The following is a 17768-nucleotide window of genomic DNA, read 5'->3' as shown; positions in this document are numbered from 1 at the left end:
TGATTATTCGTGATTGTTTTTCTTAAATACAGCACTGGTTGCAGGACCGTTGATTTCGCTCAGTTCAATCGCCGGATTGTTTACCTCACTCACACTGTGAATGTCCATGAGCAAACGAGGCTTGCGGCCATCCAGCACTTTCTCAATGGTTTCTTCCGGCTTCTTCAGGCCTTTGTATTTACCCTGTCCAATTACCGAATGACGATCGATAGGTGCCAGTCCTTCTATGGTCCAGTCGCTGGCTTTCTTTTTATCAAAACGGCAGTCGTTGCAAATCCAACCGGTCTTGCCTGTTTTTTCGCTGGTCTTTATTTCACCCCATTCATCCTTGCGGGCTGTTACACGAAATACTTCATCGCCACGCATCCATAAGGTTACTTCGCCGCAGCACTTGTCGCAATCGCGGTGTGCTGTCATAGGCTTGGTAAACCAAACACGGTTTTTGAATCGGAATGTTTTATCAGTTAATGCACCAACGGGGCAAACGTCAATGACGTTGCCAATGAATTCGTTGTTGAGGTTCTTCTCAATGTACGTAGCAATTTCAGCATGGTCGCCACGGTCGAGTACACCATGCACCCGCTTTTCAGAAACCTGATCGGCAGTAAATACGCAACGATAGCAAAGAATGCAACGCGTCATGTGCAGTTGAATGTACTGGCCGAGGTCACGCTTTTTGAATGTGCGGCGCTGAAACTCGTATCGGGTACCGTTTTTGCCATGCTCGTAGCTCAGGTCTTGCAGGTGGCATTCGCCGGCCTGATCGCAAATGGGGCAATCCAGCGGATGATTGAGCAGCAAAAATTCTACCACACCAGCACGGGCATCCAACACCCGCTGGCTGGTAATGCTTTTTATTTCCATACCATCCATTACGGTGGTACGGCAACTGGCTACCAGCTTCGGCATGGGGCGAGGGTCTTTTTCAGAGCCCTTGCTCACTTCCACCAGGCAGGTTCTGCACTTACCACCGCTACCTTTCAATGGCGTGTAAAAGCACATTGCAGGCGGCGTAACATCACCGCCAATTTTGCGGGCTGCCTGCAAAATAGTGGTGCCATTCGGTACTTCTACCGTAATGTTATCAATGGTTACTTTCAACAGTTGGTCCGACATATGTTGAATCCTTCATTTTAGCGGTCCGGCATTTTATACAAATGCCAAACACAGTCTATTCGATCCATTTGATAGCCTTGTTCCGTACATAAAGCTGTGATGGTTGCCCATTCAGCAGTATGTGCATGCAAAGCATGTAATTCAATCATCCAGTAATTCGCTTTCTGCAGCAGGTTGAGTGTGGCAATGCGTTGCAGCAATGGCCACTCTGCTCCTTCAATATCCATTTTCACCAGGTCGAAACCGGGAGCCAACACATCTGCAATGTCTGCTACCGAAATCACCGCATCAGTACCAGGCACATCAAATTGCTTGTTGATGCCCGACGCATGGCTCAGTGCTATGGATCTTGTTTCGTGTTTTGTGCCAACAGCCTGCTGATGCAACTGAACCGATGAATGATGTCCCAAATTTTGTTGCAGCAACAAAAATTTTGAGCATCGGGTTCGTAGGCTACCACAGTGTTTACACCGTGTAACCGCATCATGTATGCACTACTGTTGCCAATGTTGGCACCCAGATCGAGCATGCGGGCATTTGCTGGCAAAGGCGTTTGTGGCTGATACACTTGCTGCAACCAAATTTCTTTCAGCAATGTTTGTGCATCGCTATGGTTGGAAAAAAGAAGCGGCTGTTGCTGCAGCATAACGGACACAGATTGCTGCGCCGGATGCCGCCACAAAGTCCACTTCAATTGTAGCAGTGCTTTCATCAGCGACCATCGCCATGGCCACGAAAGCGAATGATGGAAAAGAACTTGTATGCAGTCGCCCACTGCACGGGGTATGTATATGAGTTTCGACAAGGTCATAGCAGTTGCGTTGGCTTGTCTCCGCCCTGTTTATTTACGCAGTTACCGGTACATGAATCGGATCGGCATAGTGGGCCAAACCGTAGTTGCGCTGTAAGCACTCCTTCGGATTGTTCACATGCCATTCAAACTCATCGCGGAAATGACGGATGGCAGCAGCCACGGGCCATGCGGCCGCATCGCCCAAGGGGCAAATGGTGTTGCCTTCAATCTTGCTTTGAATGTCTACCAGCAAATCAATGTCACTCAGTTTGCCCTGACCATTTTCCAGGCGCCACAAAATCTTTTCCATCCAGCCGGTGCCTTCGCGGCAAGGTGAACACTGACCACAACTCTCATGACGATAGAAGCGGGCCAATGTATAAGTGTGTTTTACAATGCACTGGTCTTCATCCAACACAATAAAACCACCAGAACCCATCATAGAGCCGGTAGCAAAACCACCGTCGCTCAGGCCTTCGTAGTGCATCATACGCTGTTCGCCTTTGGCGGTTTTCAGCAAGCAGGTTAGCAGGCAAAATGGGTACAGAAGAACCACCGGGAATACAGGCTTTCAGGCGTTTGCCGTTGGCAATACCACCACAGTATTCATCGCTGAAAATGAATTCTTCTACACTGATGGTCATATCAATTTCGTACACACCAGGTTTGTTGATATTACCGCAGGCACTCATGAGCTTGGTACCTGTAGAACGGCCTACACCAATCTTTGCATAGTCATCACCACCGTTATTAATGATGGGTACTACAGCAGCAATAGTTTCAACGTTGTTCACCACGGTTGGGCAATCCCACAAACCTTTTACCGCAGGGAATGGCGGCTTAATGCGAGGGTTGCCCCGCTTGCCTTCCAGGCTTTCGATGAGGGCTGTTTCTTCACCACAGATATAAGCACCACCACCACGCTGTACATATACTTCGAGGTTGTAACCGGTGCCCAAAATGTTTTTACCCAGCCAGCCATTGTTCTTGGCTTCGGCAATGGCTTGCTCCAGAATATCAGGAATCCAGGCGTACTCACCACGGATGTAGATGTATGCACTATTGGCACCCAATGCATAAGATGAAGTGATGATACCCTCGATGAGCAAATGCGGAATAAACTCCATCAGGTAGCGGTCTTTAAAAGTACCGGGCTCCGATTCATCGGCATTTACCACCAGGTAGCGGGGCACGCCTTCTGGCTTGGCCAAAAAGCTCCACTTCATACCGGTAGGAAAACCGGCACCGCCACGGCCACGCAGACCGCTTTTTTCACTTCTTCTGTTACTTCATCGGGCGTCATGCTTTTCAGCGCTTTCTCTACACTCCGGTAGCCACCTTCGCGGCGGTAAACGTCGTAGTAGCGAATGCCTTCTACATGTGCTTTTTCCAACAATAATTTACGTCCCATGCTATTGCTTTAGCCTGCTATGCAGGGTTATGGTACTCTTATCTAAAATATTCGTTGCCGAAAAGTGCTTAGTTGTTGGCGGCTGCCTGAGCTCTGCACTCTTCTATTATGCGGTCTACTTTTTCTTTGGTGAGATGCTCTTTGTAATACTTACCCATTTGCATCATGGGAGCGTATCCGCAAGCACCCAGGCATTCGGCAGTTTTGAGGGTAAACAAACCATCGGCAGTTGTTTCGCCTACGCCAATGCCCAGCTTTTCTTTGATGTAAGCCAGAATGTCGTCGCTACCCCGCAGCATGCAAGGTCCGGTATGACAAACCTCAAACACATGCTTGCCAACAGGCTTCAGATTGTACATGGTGTAGAAGGTAGCTACCTCATATACTTCAATGGGTTCCAGCTTCAGCAAGCCGGCTACATAATCCATGGTTTCGGCACTCAACCATCCCCACTTGTTCCTGTGCCAAATGCAGCAAAGGCATGAGTGCACTTTTCTGCCTTCCTTCAGGATAACGGGCGATGATTTCTTCCACCTTCGCCAAATTTTCTTGTGAAAACTGTACCATATTTCAGTTAATCAAATTCCGGTTTACAATCTCAATTCCTACTTCCTCTTCGTACTTCTACCCTCGTCCTTCGCACTTCAGTTTATGCGTCCAGCTCACCTGCAATCAGGTTGAGCGACGACATGGTAACGATGGCATCACTCAGCATAGCCCCTTTTACCAGCTCGGGGTAAGCCTGATAGTAAATGAAGCAAGGACGACGGAAATGCAAGCGGTATGGTGTACGGCCACCATCGCTGATGAGGTAGTAGCCCAACTCACCGTTGGCACCTTCTACAGCGTGGTATACTTCACCCTTCGGCATTTCTATTTCACCCATGATGATTTTGAAGTGCCGGATCAGCGCTTCCATCTTGGTGTAAACGTCTTTCTTTTCGGGCAGGTAATATTCCGGTACATCGGCGTGGTACACATCGGCTTCGGCACCTTTGAACTGTGCCAGCTTTTGCATGGCTTGTTCAATAATGCTGAGGCTCTGCCACATTTCGCCATTGCGTACCATAAATCGGTCGTAGTTATCGCCGGTGGTACCTACAGGAATATCGAACTGGAAATCTTCGTAGCTGCTGTAAGGCTTGGCTACACGTACATCGTAGTCTACACCGGCAGCCCGCAGGTTGGGGCCGGTAAAGCTGTACGCCAACGCTCTTTCGGCGCTAATGGCGCCAGTACCTTGTGTACGATCCATGAAAATTCGGTTGCGGCTAAAGAGGTTTTCAAACTCTTTGAGTACCACAGGATATTCTTTCAGGAACTTTTCAATCTTCGTAAATGCAGTGTCGTTAAAGTTGCGTTCGAAACCACCAATGCGACCAATGTTGGTAGTCAATCGGCTGCCGCATACTTCTTCGTAAATTTCATAAATCAATTCACGATACTGCATCACATACAGGAAGCCAGTGTAAGCACCCGTATCCACACCTACGATAGAGTTGCAAATGAGGTGATCGGCAATACGGGCCAGCTCCATGATGATTACCCGCAGATAATCTACCCGCTTGGGTGTTTGGATACCCAGTAGTTTTTCGCAGGTGGTATGCCAGCCCATGTTGTTAATGGGGCTGCTGCAATAGTTCAGTCGGTCGGTAATAGGCGTTACCTGATACAGCGGACGACGTTCGGCCAGTTTTTCAAATGCCCGGTGGATGTAGCCCACGGTTTGTTCTGTATCTACAATGGTTTCACCATCCAATTCTACCACATTCTGAAACACACCATGCGTAGCCGGGTGCGTAGGCCCCAGGTTCATGGTGGTGGTTTGCTTTTGAATGCTGCCTTCGGGCAGTGGAATGTGGTGTATTACTGATTGCTCACTCATATGCTTCAGGCTCTTGTGAGAGCTTTAATGCTGTCGTTAAAAATCTTTATCCGGGCCGGTTAGTTGTACGAACCGCCACGGCCAAACATCTCATCGTCTTTGTCGATGCGGCTCTGGTCTTCCAGCGGATACTCTTTGCGCAGCGGGAAATAGTCCATTTCATCTACGTTGAGAATACGCTTGAGCTTGGGATGGCCCACGAAGTTGATGCCATAGAAATCGTAGGTCTCCCGTTCCATCCAGTTGGCTCCGGGAAACAAGCTGGTGGCGGTGTACACATCTGGCTTTTCGATGGCTGTGAATACTTTCATCCGCAGCCGCACATTGGCTACCAGGTTGTGCAGGTGATACACCACGGCCAGTTCGGCACCGGTATTGTCGGGATAATGAACGGCGCAGATATCGGTCAGAAACCGAAAGGCCAGCGTTTCATCATCAAACAAAAACTGAAGAATTTTCAGGTTGAGTTCTTTGGGTGCCGTTACCGTCAGTTGGTCGTAAGTATTTTCCCACTGCAGGTTGTCGGCGCCAAATTGCCCGTTCAGTTTTTCTTGTATGGTTTCGTAGGTAAGCCCCATTGAAAAAGGTCTTAATGATAATTGGATTATTGAATGCCGTATTCGCTGAGCAATGCTTTGTATTGCTCTCCGTTGCGGCGGCGGATGCTTTCTTTACCCACCAGGTCCTGAATTTTCATCAGGCCATCCAGAATGGCTTCGGGCCGTGGCGGGCAACCGGGTACATACACATCTACAGGTATTACCTGATCGATGCCTTGCAACACACTGTAGGTATCAAAAATGCCACCAGAAGAGGCACAGGCGCCAACAGAAAGTACCCAGCGGGGCTCGGCCATTTGCAAATACACCTGGCGCAATACAGGGCCCATTTTTTTGGCAATGGTACCCATCACCATCAGTAGGTCGCACTGGCGGGGGCTAAAGCCTACCCTTTCGCTACCGAATCGGGCAATATCGTAGTGGCTACCCATGGTGGCCATGAATTCGATACCACAACAGCTGGTAGCAAATGGCAGTGGCCACAAAGAATTTTTACGGCCAAGGCCTACTACTTCGCTCAGCTTGGTAACGAAAAAACCTTCGCCTTCAATGCCGGGAGGTGCTTCGGCTATTTTGATGCCGCTGTTAAATCGTACGGGGCGTCCCTGATATATCAAATCACTCATACGCTATTATTTGACTGGTGAAAGAAAACTGATGCTTCGATAACCGATTTCAGCTCAAAATGTTTTGCTGAAATGACTGTTGGTTATAGTGTTGGCATCAATCTTCCCATTTCAAGGCTCCTTTTTTTATGATGTAGGTAAAGCCTGCAAAAAGAAACCTACAAACATCAATACTGCCCAAAAACCATCCCATCCGAGGGTTCTAAAATTGACAGCATAGGGATAGAAAAAAATCACTTCCACATCGAACAACACAAACAGGATAGCTACCAGAAAATACTTTTACGGCCATGGGCTGACGGGCATTTCCTACTTGCTCAATACCGCTTTCAAAGTTGTCGAGCTTGTCGCTGGTGTTGCGTCTTGGTCCCAAATAGTGGCTTACCGCTATCATCACGGCGATAAAGCCAATGGCAAAAAGCAACTGAATTCCGATGGGTAAATATTGAGACGGGCTTCCTACTACTTCGGCTAATGAATACATGCTGCTTATAATTGTTGCGCCGCAAAAATAAGTTCCTGCGTACTAATAACCGTAGGTAGTTTTCATTTTCAGTAAATAAAAATCCCCTGCGTTTTGCAGGGGATTTTTAGTATCGTGGATAACTACTTCCATCAAGGTCTGAATTTGCCCGGCGAGCCTCCGGCACCTGTTGCAGCAGTGGGTTTATTACCGCCTGCGGCAGAGGTAGCTTTGCCTCCGTTGGCTTTCAGCAAACGCTGTGCTTCAGAAATCGCCATTTGACCGTAGGCGTTGGCTGGATCGATTGCCAGAATGGCGTTGCCAGCATCTATGGCTTTCTGATAGTCCTGCGCTTTTACCAAGTAGTAAAATACTTTGTAACCGTGGTTCTGAATGATACGACCCTTGTTTTTCACAGTGTCTTTCATCAGAAACTGAGTATACTCGTCAATTGCAGGAATAGCTGAACCCTTACTTGTATCGGGGTCGGCAGCAATGGCTGCTCTTGATTTGAAGATATAGCCCTGTGGCTGATCGGGGAAGCTGGCAATGTACTGGCTGGCAATAGACTGGCAGGCATCAAACTCTTTTGCTTTCAGGGCAGCATCACTCAGGAAGTACAGGTTGCGGGCACTGTTATCGGGCTTCACCTGCTGCTTGCGGGCCATCCATTTGTAAGCACCTACCCAATCTTGCTGAGTAGTGTAGGCGTTAGCCATACCATCCATAATGATGACTTTACCCGCTACAGATGTATCCAAACCAATAGCTTTCTCAGCCATGGTTTCAGCTTTTACAACATTGCCTGGCACTTTCAGGTAAGAGGCAGCCATGTAAGCATAATCTTCACCTTCAATTTTATCTGCATCTTCCTGAGCCAGGTATTTCTCCATGTATTCCATGGCCTTCACAGAATCCTTCAAGCGGTCGTAGTTGAAGCTGTACAGCTTGTTCACTTTGGCGAACTTTTCACCGCTGAGGCTGGCTTCAATATCTTTTGCTTTTTGCAAAGACTCCTGATACTTACCGGCACGGAACAGGTAGTCGGCATAGAAATAATCAGTTTCGATATCCTTATCGGCATTCGCAATAAACAGTTCAATGTATTCCTTGGCCTTGTTTACATCACGGTTTTTGTAGTGATCGTACATGCTCAGGTAAGACAGTGAAAACTTGTCGCTGGCTTTGATGGCTTTTTCGTAGAAGTCCAGATACATTTCAGGATTCTTCTGACTTTCGAAAATTTTGCCAATGCGCCAGTAGGCCGGCGCAAAATTGGGGTCGAGAGCAATGGCTTTTTCGAAGGCCCGCTTGGCAGGACCGCCATTTTCGCCACCACCTTTCAGGTACACAATACCCAGGCTTACAAACATATCCGGCGTAGCACCCATCAGTTCTTCGCTTTGTGCTGCTTTTGTTTCAGCATACTTCACGTCTCCAATTTTGCTGTCGCCACCTGCATTTGCCCGAACAATGGCGTTGAGCACTACAGGGTCGCCGTACTTTTTATTCTTTTTGGTTGCACTGGCCAGCACTGCACCATCAAAGTGAGCCATGGCTTCAGCAGTCTTGCCTTCCAGCAATTCAATATGGCCCACAGCTACTACAATCAATGGGTTCTGATTGGTGCTGGTCATGGCTTTGGTATACACTTCCTTGGCCTTATCCCGCCAGCTGCTGTTGCGGTGTAGCTGACCCTGTGTAATGTACACCTGGCCCAACCAATAATTCACTTCTGCACTGGCCGGATCTTTGGCCAGCAAACCTTCTAAGCTGGTTTGCGCCTTGTCTACACGGCCGTCCATCAGGTCCTTGTAAGCTTCCTGCACAGTTTGGGCATACACGCCAAACGCCACTGCGAGGGCCATCATGGAAAGAAAAAAACGTTTCATCATGCTTTGTTGTGTTTTTGCAATATGAACAATGTTAGGTGTGCTTTCTGCGGGTGCGGGTGTCAAATTATATTACTAAGACGAAAAGACTGGGATTTCGGCACAAAACAACGGTTTTCTTAGAAATCTGTTAACAGAATTTACTGTTTTATGTTCATGTTTCTAACATTAAACTGCATTCTGCCGGGTAGCAAATAGGCTCTCTTAAAAATCAGTTGCCCTCTTTCATAAATCAGGAAGTTCACAAAGCCTTTGCCCAAGCCCTGATAATTTTCTTTTACGATGTAATTGAGGCTGCGGATGAGCGGATAGCGGCCCAAGGCAATGTTTCCCTGATAAGGCTTTACATAGGCGTCTTCATCGCAGGTTTCGCAGGCCAGCGAGGCCACATTTACTTTGGAAAGGAAACTCAATTGATCCCGATCGTCGCTATTGCCAATCCAGCTTACGCCAATCATACCAATGGCATTGGGGTCATTGGCCACATATTCAATCACCTCGGGGCTGGTTTTGGCAGCCACTACATTTTTACCCAAAGGCTTGCCGCGGAGCAGGCTATCCATAGCAAAGCGAACGGTACTGGTAGCACTGAGGCCATCCATCACCACTTTGTATTTGTAGCTGCTGTTGCCCGCCAGCATGTTTTTAATATCGCCCATGGTAAAGGTGCTGTCCTTAGCCTTTTTATTGGTGACGATGGCCACCGCATCGTAGGCAAGAATGCCCCAAGCCGGCTTAAAACCCAGCTTCTGCTCAAACTGTGTGGATTCGTCTTCGCTGAGGCCGCGGGTAACAATCACCATACGGGTGCTGTCGCTTTCCAAATCTTTCAGGCATTCGGCCTCTGGTTTGTACTCTGCTATAATTTCTGCGTTGGGAAACGAAGACTGAAACACCTTAATCTGTGAATCAATAACGGGCTTGAATGATTCATCAATGCTGATACGAATGCGGCCACTGGTAGGCGTATCGTCCGACACAACCGCTGGCGCCGTGCCGGTATTGCCACAAGCCATCAGCAAAATGCTGAGTACAAACACAGCCCAACCATTATGTTTCTTATTCATCTTCATGTTGAAATTCCTTTTCAATTTTGGCTGCCACATATCCCCGGTAGGCTTTGAACACGCCATACAGCATGAACAAAACGCCTATAACCCATTTCATTTTGCCCGTCACAAAATTGCTGCCCTCGAAATAGTCGTAGCCAATAATTTTTTCTGAAAACATGATGAATACGCCAAAGAAAACCATCAATGAGGCCATGAAGTAATCCATCATAGCCCGCACATTGGGTGTACTTTTTCGACGTGATGTTTTGCGAGTCTGCATATTTTTTTGAAAGGGCGGAAAGATAATCAATTCAAGGCTTGTGGAGTGTGTACAATGGTCACCGGATTGTAAGTATACAAGCTCAATGCCATTTTTTCTGCCCCTAAGATGCTGCACGGGGCATTTTCCACACAAGGCTGATGGGCAAACATTACTTTTGCCCCGCAAAAAAAGCCGTGTGTGCATGAAGATATTGATGGTATGTCTGGGAAATATTTGCCGTAGCCCGTTGGCAGAGGGCATTATGCGGCACAAAGCCCGGACAGCTGGCTTACACTGGGAAATTGACAGCGCCGGCACTGGCAGCTGGCATGTGGGCGAACCGCCACACCGGCTGTCGCAAAAAACGGCACTGCACTATGGCGTAGACATTAGCAGCCAACGGGGCCGCCAGTTTCATGCCAGCGATATGGAGCGGTTTGATGTAATTTTCTTTATGGAAGAAAGCAATCGCCGCGACGCCCAGGCCATGGCCCGCCATACCTGGAATGATGCCAAAGCCCGGCTGCTGCTGAACGAGGTAACACCCGGTGCCAACGAACCCGTGCCCGACCCCTACTACGGCACTGAGGAAGATTACCACCATGTATTTCGTCTCATCAGCACTGCCTGCGATGCTTTTATTGCCCGACAACTCAATGCTTAACTTTTTCTGATTTTTTCAATATGTCAAAACCTTCTTTGCCGCAAGGCACCCGTGATTTCAACGCTTCGGTGGTACGCAAACGCCAGTTTATTTTCAGCACCATTCAGCAGGTGTTTCAGCTGTATGGTTTTGAACCGCTGGAAACACCGGCCATGGAAAACCTGGACACCCTGATGGGTAAGTATGGCGAGGAAGGCGACAAACTCATTTTCAAAATTTTGAACAACGGTCTCGACCGCCCCGAAAAGCATGCCAAGGCCAAAGAAGATTTTGACAAAATACTGCAGGGCAAAAATGTAAAAGACCTAACAGAAAGGGCTTTACGCTACGACCTCACCATTCCTTTTGCCCGCTATGTAGCCATGAATCATGGGCAGCTCACTTTTCCTTACAAACGCTACCAAATGCAACCCGTGTGGCGGGCCGACCGGCCGCAGCGTGGCCGCTACCGTGAGTTTTACCAATGCGATGCCGATGTGGTGGGCAGTAAAAGTTTGCTAAACGAAGTGGAGCTGGTGCAACTGTATGCCACCGCTTTTAGCAAATTGGGTGTACCGGTTGATATACGCATCAATAACCGCAAAATACTGGCTGCACTGGCCGAAGTATGTGGCGGTGCCGATAAGCTGACCGACATTACCATTGCTATTGACAAGCTCGATAAAATTGGCATTGATAAAGTAAAAGAAGAGCTGGCACAGCGAGGCTTAGATGCTGCGCAAATAACCTTGATAGAAAAATACCTTTTCATTACAGGAACTGATGCAGAAAAAATTGACCAACTCAAAAACATCATTGGCGAAAACGAATTAGGTAAAAATGGCATTGAAGAATTGGAATACATTTTATCATTTGCTGCACTGCCAACTAAAAACTGCCAACTACAAACAGATTTCACCCTGGCACGTGGCCTCAACTATTATACCGGAACCATTTTTGAAGTAAAAGCCATTGGTGTGCAAATGGGCAGCATTGGTGGCGGCGGTCGCTACGATGATTTGACCGGCCTGTTTGATGTACCGAATATTCCCGGCGTAGGCATCAGCTTTGGTGTAGACCGGATTTTTGATGTGATGGAGGAGCTGCAACTTTTCCCCGAAGCAGTGCAGCAAGGCACACAGGTATTGTTCTTCAATTTGGGCGATGCAGAAAGTAAGGCCGCCTTTGGTTTGATGCAACAACTGCGCAGCCGCGGCATCTCTGCCATGCTGTATCATGAGCAAGCAAAGTTTGACAAGCAATTCAAGTTTGCCGATAAAAAAGGCATTGCCAACGTAGTGGTGATTGGCTCCAACGAACTGGAGCAAGGCATATGCAAAGTGAAACATTTGGCCAGTGGTAACGAGCAGGTATTGACGCAGCAAGATTTTGCTGCTCAATGGCAGCCGGCCTAATCAGGCAGGCTTTGTTTGTTGTGTAGTTTTTTTACTTACCCACAGTACACCTGCTACTACCAGCACGGTGCCAATGGCTTGCTGCCAGCCAAAGGGTTCGCCTAGAAAATACCATGCCTGAAAAATGGTGACGATGGGGCCCACTGAACTAATGATGGCCACGTTGCTGCTGCCCACCCGCTTAAGCCCGGCTGATACCAGCAGTGATGGTACCACTGTGGTAAATACGGCCATCAACAAGCATGTACCCATACACCTGCGGCGAAAATGAAAGCAGTTGCTGTACAGCACCACCCATTACAAAATAGTGGAGAAAAATAGCGGTGGTTGCACTGAGCATGGCCACAGCCGTAAACTTAGATACGCCAACTTGTGGCACCAGTTTTCCGCTAAACAATACATACAACGAAAACGTGATGGCGCAGCCAACAATAAAGGCAGCACCAATCCAAACATTGCCCGTTTGCGGCTGGTCAAAATCGGCTGCAAAAGCAACACCAATGCCTGCGTAGGAAAGCAGTAAAGCCAACACCTGATGCCGTTGAATTTTTTCTTTGAAAAACCAGGCACCAAACAACACCACCATGGTGGGATAGGAAAACAAGATGACTCTTTCGAGGCCGGCAGAAATATGCTTGAGCCCCCAGAAATCGAAAAAGGAACTGATGTAATAACCGAGCAAACCCAACAAAATGGTAGGCAATACATGCGACCGTCGCATGAACGATTGATGTGTAGCATTTCGCTTGTGCTGCTGCCATTGCATGAGCAACATGGCCACATAAAATGGTAGCGAAAACAACATGCGCAGCACCAGCAGCTCACTCACACTCATGCTGCTTTGGCGGTACACCAGTTTGGCCAGCACGGCCTTGCCCGAAAACAACACTGCAGACAACAGCACCATCAACACTCCGTAAAGTGCTACCCGATCTTTCTTCTGTTGTTGCTGTACTGTTTGCAAAGTGCTGCGAATGTACAGCCAGCATTTTTGCCAAATAAAAAAGGACTGAATCATCAGTCCTTTTTGTTTGCTTCTATATGTTTATAGTTTTTGCAAAATCATCCGGTGGTTCCAAAACTTGGCGAAAGATTCTTTGGTGCCTGTTACATCTAAGTCGGCTACCACCACATGTATGCTGACGATTTTGCCTGCATCATTTCTTTTGAATTCGGCAGTGCCGTTGTATTCCACAATGGAAAAGCGGTCGGCTTCAATTCTTGATAATGTGGCAGAACCGATGGCAGAGCTGATGCTCAATACGCCCGATTCAAAATTGACCATGGCTTCGGATACTGCACTGCCTTGCGGAAAAATGTATTTGCCGGCATATTGCTGCAGCGTGCTGTCTTGCTGGGCATGTACAGCAGTGCCCACACCAATCATCAACAGTAAAACAACCAGAATTCTTTTCATCGTGTAAAAGGATTTGAAGTTGAAAATTACAAGGAATAAAAATTAGCCACGGCTTAAGTTTTCATACACTACCGCTGCGCCCTGGCCTACGCCAATGCACATAGTAGCAAGCCCGTAGCGACCGCCGCTGCGTACCAGTTCGTGTATGAGGGTGGTAGAAATACGGGCTCCGCTACAACCTAGCGGATGGCCAATGGCAATGGCGCCACCGTTCACATTCACTTTTGCCGGGTCGGCTTGCAGCTCCTGCACACAGGCCAGCGATTGCGACGCAAAAGCTTCATTCAATTCTATCACATCCATGTCATTGATACTGAGGCCGGCTCTTTGCAATGCCTTTTGCGAAGCAGGCACAGGCCCAATACCCATCACCGCAGGGTCTACACCCGCTACCGCCATACTTACCACCCGGGCCAATGGCTGCAGGCCAAACTTTTTTACTGCAGTGTCGTTCGCCAGCAGCACAGCACTGGCGCCATCATTGATGCCCGATGAGTTGCCAGCAGTAACCGTACCCGATGCAACAAACGCCGGTTTCAACTTTGCCAGTTGCTCCATAGTGGTAGCCCGTGGGTGCTCATCTTGGATGATTGGAGTAACCTGACCTTTTGCATCGTACACAGCTACGGGCACCAGCTCATCCTGCCATTTGCCCGCTGCTAAAGCAGCCGCATATTTCTGCTGCGAATGCAGGGCAAATGCATCTTGTGCCTCACGGCTGATCCGCCATTGACGAGCCACATTTTCTGCCGTTTCGCCCATGCTGTACGGATGGTAGAGTGCCGCCAGTTGCTTGTTGATGAAGCGCCAGCCCATGGTGGTATCAAACGTATTTACCTGCCGCGAAAAAGCCGATTCTGCCTTGCCCGTTACAAACGGAGCACGGCTCATGCTTTCGGCACCGCCGGCTATGTATACATCGCCATCGCCATGGTGAATGGCCCTTGCCGCATCCATGATGGCTTGCAGGCCACTGGCACACAAGCGGTTTACCGTAGTGCCTGCTACACTTACGGGCAAGCCCGCCAAGAGTGCCGCCATACGAGCTACATTACGGTTGTCTTCGCCGCTTTGATTGGCAGCGCCGGCTATCACATCTTCAATAGCAGCCGCATCCACCGAGGGGTTGCGTTGCAGCAATTGTTGAATGGAAGTGGCCAATAAATCGTCGGGGCGAACCGAAGCCAAAACGCCGCCATAGCGGCCAATGGGTGTACGAACAGCATCAATGATATAAACAGCACTCATACAGGCAAGATGTGATTTTAAATCCGTTGAAGAACAAAAATATCCTTCCGGGTGCTTCGTCATTTACCTTTTACAAAAAACAGTTTGCACCGGGCAATGGCTTTCCTTCTTAGTAAAAGCTTTGCAGCCCGGCGGCTTATCTTTGCCGCATGCAAAACATTCGCCAGCTCAGCAAGGAAGAACTCACCCAATGGATGACCGCTCAGGGTTTGCAAAAATTCAGGGCCAACCAGGTGTGGGAATGGCTGTGGACCAAACAGGCCCACAGTTTTGCCGACATGACCAACCTGAGCAAAGAACTGCGCCAGCAGTTGGGCGAACATTTCAGCCTGCCAGCCCTCATTATTGACGAGTCGCAATACAGCGCCGATGGCACGGTAAAAAGCCGTTTCAAAACCTGGGATGGCCATGCGGTAGAAGGCGTATTGATTCCAACCGACGAACGCAAAACAGCCTGTGTAAGCAGCCAGATTGGTTGCAGCCTCAGCTGTAAGTTTTGCGCCACCGGCTATCTCGACCGCAAACGCAACCTCACGTTTGATGAAATCTACGATGAAGTGGTACTCATCAACCAGCAGAGCCTGCGGGTGTACGATCAGAAGCTCACGAACATTGTATTTATGGGTATGGGCGAACCACTACTCAATTATCAAAATGTATTGAAGGCCATCGAACGCATTAGTGCACCCGATGGTTTGGGCATGAGTCCACGCCGCATTACAGTAAGTACCGCAGGTGTGGCCAAAATGATTAAGAAACTGGGCGATGACGAAGTGAAATTTAAACTGGCCCTGAGCCTGCATGCCGCCAACGATGCCAAGCGGCATGAAATCATGCCCATCAACGATACCAACGACATCAAATCGTTGATAGAAGCGCTGAATTATTTCTATCAAAAAACGAAGAATGAAATTACCCTTGAGTACATTCTTTTTGATTCTTTCAACGATAGTTTGAAAGATGCAGATGAGCTCATCAAACTCTACCGTCAGATACCTGCTGATCTCATCAACATCATTGAGTATAACCCCATTGACATGGCACAATTCCGCAAGCCCACCGAAGAAAAAACGGATGCGTTCATGGCCTATCTCGACAAGCACAAAGTAAATGCCCGCCTGCGCCGCAGCCGTGGCAAAGACATTGATGCTGCCTGCGGTCAGTTGGCCAATAAATAGGTTCAGAGGTTGAGTTGAATGCCTTCCGTTGCAACCTTAAATCCGGCTTGCAACACTTTTTGTGTAGCGCTACTATTAGGCTGCAACAAAGGGTTGGTATGATTGAAATGCACGAAAATGATTTTCGATTTTTCTTGTGCAGGCAAGGCAGCAAAGCGCAGCATGCTTTCTACCACAAACGGATGCGGAATTTCCTGCATGTTGCGTCCCGGCAATTCTGTGGCGTCAAAAAAAGTAGCATCGAGTAAAGCGTAATCCACAGTTTGTATCAAACTATCAATGGAGCAGTTCCATTTTTCCCATTTATCAATATCAGGAATGAACAGCAGTTTCTTGTTTGTGCCATGCAAAAGATAACCCACTGTTTCAGAAAATTCATCGCGGTGTGGCACCAGCAATGGCTCTATGGTTAACTGATTCGACAGCTTTACTTGTTGCTGATGCTGCAATGATTGAAGTACTATGTTTTGCAATTGCAGCAGTTGGCTCCATGGGCCATTGTGCGTTAAAAAATCCTGCATTCGGGGCATGGCATACACAGGCATTTGTTGGGCGTTCATCGCTTCGCGACCGAAATGCAACAAACCTGCATAGTGGCCCATGTGGGCATGCGTAAGAAAAATACCAGCGGGCAATTTTAATGCAGCTCCAGCCCCACCCAAAGCATGTAACTGTTGTGGCAAATTAGCTGTTGCTTCCACCAACCAATACTGATGAGCACTGCTATCTACAATGGCCAACGATACCGGATGCGCAGCAGGCAATTGGCCCGCATAAAATTGCTGGCAGCAGGCTTTGTTGCAACCAGCCTGCGGAAAGCCAGCATCCTGCGCTATGCCCAATACCCGCACTGAAATTTGTGCCTGAGTGGGCTGGTTTGCCAATACAACAAACAAGCAAGCCCAAAACTTCAAACGAAATGATTGCATGAAAGCAAGGTAAAGGAATGTAAGGCAATGCATAAAAAAAGAGCACCCACTACTGAGTGCTCTTTGTCGGGAAGACAGGATTCGAACCTGCGACCCCCTGGTCCCAAACCAGGTGCGCTACCGGCCTGCGCTACTTCCCGAACTATCTTTAACTATCAGTTTCTTTTCAAAACGACTTCTTCTTTATTTGGAGCGGTGCGCTACCGTCCCGATAGCTATCGGGATGCGCTATTTCCCGAACTATCTTATCAACCCGGTGGTTTACATTTTGGTTTCGCTGCTGAAGCTGCGAATCATACCCAGCATCATTTTACTCATTTGCTCGTAGCGAGAGTAAAAATGTTCATAGGTCTGCTCGATCAATCCAACCAATTTCTTTGCCCAGTTCCATCAGCGCCACACAGCTGTTGATGTTGCCTCTGGCTATGGTCAGAAAATGTTTCTTTTCAGGATGCGTCATCCGGGCTGTACTCTCAGCCAGATTGATAACCGTGCCCATGCTCACTTCTTTCCACTGATTGGCGAAGTCGGCATTTAAGCCCGGCTGTTGAAACAAAAACTTCAGAACCTCAATGTTCTGCGTTTTGGTCACCTGATAAACCTCTAACTTTTCAAAGTCAAACATGCGTGTGTTTAAATGTGGTTCGGGATCGATCACCATTGTTCAGGGTTATGTTCTGGTCACGCTCCGTTTCAACCATTAAGTCGCTTTCTCAATCGGGATAAAAGAAGTCCATTTCTTTTACCAAAATTGTTTGCGGTGAGGGCGGGATTCGAACCCGCGGTACAGTGTAACCCGTACGGCAGTTTAGCAAACTACTGATTTCAGCCACTCATCCACCTCACCGGCCGAACACCTTCTCTTTTTGAAGGGGCAG

Annotated in this window: 24 protein-coding genes and 2 tRNA genes; 3 read left to right on the top strand and 23 right to left on the bottom strand. The window is 48.2% G+C overall.

All coding sequences use genetic code 11. From position 1 onward, the window contains the following. Positions 1 to 3 precede the first annotated feature (3 nt). The 15 genes from GLV81_RS03875 to GLV81_RS03825 all read right to left on the bottom strand — a co-directional run bounded on the left by GLV81_RS03875 (position 4) and on the right by GLV81_RS03825 (position 10078). Positions 4 to 1116 (bottom strand): NADH-quinone oxidoreductase subunit G, encoded by a 1113-nt coding sequence (locus tag GLV81_RS03875; protein WP_197428913.1) that lies wholly within the window; start codon positions 1114 to 1116, stop codon positions 4 to 6. A 17-nt stretch (positions 1117 to 1133) separates the two neighbouring features. Next, positions 1134 to 1502 (bottom strand): FkbM family methyltransferase, encoded by a 369-nt coding sequence (locus GLV81_RS03870; protein ID WP_246186232.1) that lies wholly within the window; start codon positions 1500 to 1502, stop codon positions 1134 to 1136. Next, a complete protein-coding gene (locus GLV81_RS19205; RefSeq protein ID WP_197428911.1) occupies positions 1457 to 1921 on the bottom strand; it encodes a class I SAM-dependent methyltransferase in 465 nt (154 codons plus the stop codon). The genes GLV81_RS03870 and GLV81_RS19205 overlap by 46 nt, the downstream gene beginning before the upstream one ends. Positions 1922 to 1961: 40 nt before the next feature. Beyond that, a complete protein-coding gene (locus GLV81_RS19920) occupies positions 1962 to 2399 on the bottom strand; it encodes an NADH-ubiquinone oxidoreductase-F iron-sulfur binding region domain-containing protein (protein WP_246186231.1) in 438 nt (145 codons plus the stop codon). Then, positions 2317 to 3135: a hypothetical protein gene (locus GLV81_RS19915; RefSeq protein WP_246186230.1), complete on the bottom strand. Its 819-nt coding sequence runs from the start codon at positions 3133 to 3135 to the stop codon at positions 2317 to 2319. Before GLV81_RS19915 ends, GLV81_RS19920 begins: the two co-directional genes overlap by 83 nt. Further along, positions 3132 to 3320 carry a hypothetical protein gene (locus GLV81_RS19910; RefSeq protein WP_246186229.1) on the bottom strand — a complete coding sequence of 63 codons (189 nt, stop codon included), beginning with the start codon at positions 3318 to 3320 and terminating at the stop codon, positions 3132 to 3134. Before GLV81_RS19910 ends, GLV81_RS19915 begins: the two co-directional genes overlap by 4 nt. 68 nt (positions 3321 to 3388) lie before the next feature. Beyond that, positions 3389 to 3763, bottom strand: a complete 375-nt coding sequence (locus tag GLV81_RS03860) for an NADH-quinone oxidoreductase subunit NuoE family protein (RefSeq protein WP_246186228.1) — start codon at positions 3761 to 3763, stop codon at positions 3389 to 3391. Positions 3764 to 3969: 206 nt separating this feature from the next. Next, positions 3970 to 5205: an NADH-quinone oxidoreductase subunit D gene (locus tag GLV81_RS03855; protein ID WP_157477044.1), complete on the bottom strand. Its 1236-nt coding sequence runs from the start codon at positions 5203 to 5205 to the stop codon at positions 3970 to 3972. Positions 5206 to 5264: 59 nt separating this feature from the next. After that, complete coding sequence (locus GLV81_RS03850; protein ID WP_157477042.1) at positions 5265 to 5783, bottom strand: NADH-quinone oxidoreductase subunit C; 519 nt, start codon at positions 5781 to 5783, stop codon at positions 5265 to 5267. Between the two features lie 26 nt (positions 5784 to 5809). Further along, positions 5810 to 6391, bottom strand: a complete 582-nt coding sequence (locus GLV81_RS03845; protein ID WP_157477040.1) for an NADH-quinone oxidoreductase subunit B — start codon at positions 6389 to 6391, stop codon at positions 5810 to 5812. 126 nt (positions 6392 to 6517) lie between these two features. Continuing rightward, on the bottom strand, positions 6518 to 6628 hold the full coding sequence (locus GLV81_RS21050; protein WP_281350818.1) for a hypothetical protein: 111 nt from the start codon (positions 6626 to 6628) through the stop codon (positions 6518 to 6520). Further along, on the bottom strand, positions 6594 to 6875 hold the full coding sequence (locus GLV81_RS21045; protein ID WP_281350768.1) for an NADH-quinone oxidoreductase subunit A: 282 nt from the start codon (positions 6873 to 6875) through the stop codon (positions 6594 to 6596). The genes GLV81_RS21050 and GLV81_RS21045 overlap by 35 nt, the downstream gene beginning before the upstream one ends. A 131-nt stretch (positions 6876 to 7006) precedes the next feature. Continuing rightward, the gene (locus tag GLV81_RS03835) at positions 7007 to 8749 is read right to left on the bottom strand and encodes a tetratricopeptide repeat protein (RefSeq protein WP_157477038.1); all 1743 of its coding nucleotides are present in this window, start codon (positions 8747 to 8749) and stop codon (positions 7007 to 7009) included. Between the two features lie 137 nt (positions 8750 to 8886). After that, the gene (locus tag GLV81_RS03830) at positions 8887 to 9813 is read right to left on the bottom strand and encodes a PstS family phosphate ABC transporter substrate-binding protein (protein WP_197428910.1); all 927 of its coding nucleotides are present in this window, start codon (positions 9811 to 9813) and stop codon (positions 8887 to 8889) included. Next, positions 9806 to 10078 (bottom strand): hypothetical protein, encoded by a 273-nt coding sequence (locus GLV81_RS03825; RefSeq protein WP_157477034.1) that lies wholly within the window; start codon positions 10076 to 10078, stop codon positions 9806 to 9808. The genes GLV81_RS03830 and GLV81_RS03825 overlap by 8 nt, the downstream gene beginning before the upstream one ends. A gap of 184 nt (positions 10079 to 10262) precedes the next feature. Between GLV81_RS03825 and GLV81_RS03820 the strand changes: the two genes are divergently transcribed. After that, a complete protein-coding gene (locus GLV81_RS03820) occupies positions 10263 to 10724 on the top strand; it encodes a low molecular weight protein-tyrosine-phosphatase (protein WP_246186227.1) in 462 nt (153 codons plus the stop codon). 20 nt (positions 10725 to 10744) lie between these two features. After that, the gene (hisS, locus tag GLV81_RS03815) at positions 10745 to 12118 is read left to right on the top strand and encodes a histidine--tRNA ligase (protein WP_157477032.1); all 1374 of its coding nucleotides are present in this window, start codon (positions 10745 to 10747) and stop codon (positions 12116 to 12118) included. Here hisS and GLV81_RS03810 read toward each other — a convergent pair whose 3' ends face one another. From GLV81_RS03810 to pcaF, 4 genes are read right to left on the bottom strand one after another with little or no spacing between them, the layout of a single operon-like run. Then, positions 12119 to 12352 (bottom strand): DMT family transporter, encoded by a 234-nt coding sequence (locus tag GLV81_RS03810; protein WP_197428909.1) that lies wholly within the window; start codon positions 12350 to 12352, stop codon positions 12119 to 12121. Beyond that, a complete protein-coding gene (locus GLV81_RS03805) occupies positions 12300 to 13136 on the bottom strand; it encodes a DMT family transporter (protein WP_157477028.1) in 837 nt (278 codons plus the stop codon). Before GLV81_RS03805 ends, GLV81_RS03810 begins: the two co-directional genes overlap by 53 nt. 27 nt (positions 13137 to 13163) lie before the next feature. Beyond that, entirely contained in the window at positions 13164 to 13535 is a 372-nt protein-coding gene (locus GLV81_RS03800) for a hypothetical protein (RefSeq protein WP_157477026.1), read from the bottom strand. 42 nt (positions 13536 to 13577) lie between these two features. Continuing rightward, positions 13578 to 14783: a 3-oxoadipyl-CoA thiolase gene (pcaF, locus tag GLV81_RS03795; RefSeq protein WP_157477024.1), complete on the bottom strand. Its 1206-nt coding sequence runs from the start codon at positions 14781 to 14783 to the stop codon at positions 13578 to 13580. 149 nt (positions 14784 to 14932) lie between these two features. On the opposite strand from pcaF, the gene rlmN reads away from it, so the two are divergent. Further along, a complete protein-coding gene (gene rlmN, locus GLV81_RS03790; protein WP_157477022.1) occupies positions 14933 to 15961 on the top strand; it encodes a dual-specificity RNA methyltransferase RlmN in 1029 nt (342 codons plus the stop codon). A 2-nt stretch (positions 15962 to 15963) separates the two neighbouring features. Here rlmN and GLV81_RS03785 read toward each other — a convergent pair whose 3' ends face one another. From GLV81_RS03785 to GLV81_RS03770, 4 genes are all read right to left on the bottom strand, one after another. Then, entirely contained in the window at positions 15964 to 16890 is a 927-nt protein-coding gene (locus tag GLV81_RS03785) for an MBL fold metallo-hydrolase (protein ID WP_157477019.1), read from the bottom strand. Positions 16891 to 16956: 66 nt separating this feature from the next. Then, positions 16957 to 17030 (bottom strand) — tRNA-Pro (locus GLV81_RS03780). Between the two features lie 203 nt (positions 17031 to 17233). Continuing rightward, positions 17234 to 17551, bottom strand: a complete 318-nt coding sequence (locus GLV81_RS03775; RefSeq protein WP_157477017.1) for a four helix bundle protein — start codon at positions 17549 to 17551, stop codon at positions 17234 to 17236. A gap of 97 nt (positions 17552 to 17648) precedes the next feature. Next, positions 17649 to 17737 (bottom strand) — tRNA-Ser (locus tag GLV81_RS03770). Between the last annotated feature and the right edge of the window lie 31 nt (positions 17738 to 17768).

The sequence above is a fragment of the Phnomibacter ginsenosidimutans genome, assembly GCF_009740285.1.
GTDB lineage: Bacteria > Bacteroidota > Bacteroidia > Chitinophagales > Chitinophagaceae > Phnomibacter > Phnomibacter ginsenosidimutans.
The sequence above is the reverse complement of the archived record's forward strand: the minus strand, read 5'-3'. Positions and strand labels throughout refer to the sequence as shown.

Bases quoted from the DNA above. Each gene is read 5' to 3' on its own strand.
- GLV81_RS03875 (WP_197428913.1), bottom strand. From the start codon at position 1,116: ATGTCGGACCAACTGTTGAAAGTAACCATTGATAACATTACGGTAGAA.
- GLV81_RS19920 (WP_246186231.1), bottom strand. From the start codon at position 2,399: ATGATGCACTACGAAGGCCTGAGCGACGGTGGTTTTGCTACCGGCTCT.
- GLV81_RS19915 (WP_246186230.1), bottom strand. From the start codon at position 3,135: ATGAAGTGGAGCTTTTTGGCCAAGCCAGAAGGCGTGCCCCGCTACCTG.
- GLV81_RS19910 (WP_246186229.1), bottom strand. From the start codon at position 3,320: ATGGGACGTAAATTATTGTTGGAAAAAGCACATGTAGAAGGCATTCGC.
- GLV81_RS03855 (WP_157477044.1), bottom strand. From the start codon at position 5,205: ATGAGTGAGCAATCAGTAATACACCACATTCCACTGCCCGAAGGCAGC.
- GLV81_RS03850 (WP_157477042.1), bottom strand. From the start codon at position 5,783: ATGGGGCTTACCTACGAAACCATACAAGAAAAACTGAACGGGCAATTT.
- GLV81_RS03845 (WP_157477040.1), bottom strand. From the start codon at position 6,391: ATGAGTGATTTGATATATCAGGGACGCCCCGTACGATTTAACAGCGGC.
- GLV81_RS21045 (WP_281350768.1), bottom strand. From the start codon at position 6,875: ATGTATTCATTAGCCGAAGTAGTAGGAAGCCCGTCTCAATATTTACCC.
- GLV81_RS03835 (WP_157477038.1), bottom strand. From the start codon at position 8,749: ATGATGAAACGTTTTTTTCTTTCCATGATGGCCCTCGCAGTGGCGTTT.
- GLV81_RS03830 (WP_197428910.1), bottom strand. From the start codon at position 9,813: ATGAATAAGAAACATAATGGTTGGGCTGTGTTTGTACTCAGCATTTTG.
- GLV81_RS03825 (WP_157477034.1), bottom strand. From the start codon at position 10,078: ATGCAGACTCGCAAAACATCACGTCGAAAAAGTACACCCAATGTGCGG.
- GLV81_RS03820 (WP_246186227.1), top strand. From the start codon at position 10,263: ATGAAGATATTGATGGTATGTCTGGGAAATATTTGCCGTAGCCCGTTG.
- hisS (WP_157477032.1), top strand. From the start codon at position 10,745: ATGTCAAAACCTTCTTTGCCGCAAGGCACCCGTGATTTCAACGCTTCG.
- GLV81_RS03810 (WP_197428909.1), bottom strand. From the start codon at position 12,352: ATGGCCGTATTTACCACAGTGGTACCATCACTGCTGGTATCAGCCGGG.
- GLV81_RS03805 (WP_157477028.1), bottom strand. From the start codon at position 13,136: ATGATTCAGTCCTTTTTTATTTGGCAAAAATGCTGGCTGTACATTCGC.
- GLV81_RS03800 (WP_157477026.1), bottom strand. From the start codon at position 13,535: ATGAAAAGAATTCTGGTTGTTTTACTGTTGATGATTGGTGTGGGCACT.
- pcaF (WP_157477024.1), bottom strand. From the start codon at position 14,783: ATGAGTGCTGTTTATATCATTGATGCTGTTCGTACACCCATTGGCCGC.
- rlmN (WP_157477022.1), top strand. From the start codon at position 14,933: ATGCAAAACATTCGCCAGCTCAGCAAGGAAGAACTCACCCAATGGATG.
- GLV81_RS03785 (WP_157477019.1), bottom strand. From the start codon at position 16,890: ATGCAATCATTTCGTTTGAAGTTTTGGGCTTGCTTGTTTGTTGTATTG.
- GLV81_RS03775 (WP_157477017.1), bottom strand. From the start codon at position 17,551: ATGGTGATCGATCCCGAACCACATTTAAACACACGCATGTTTGACTTT.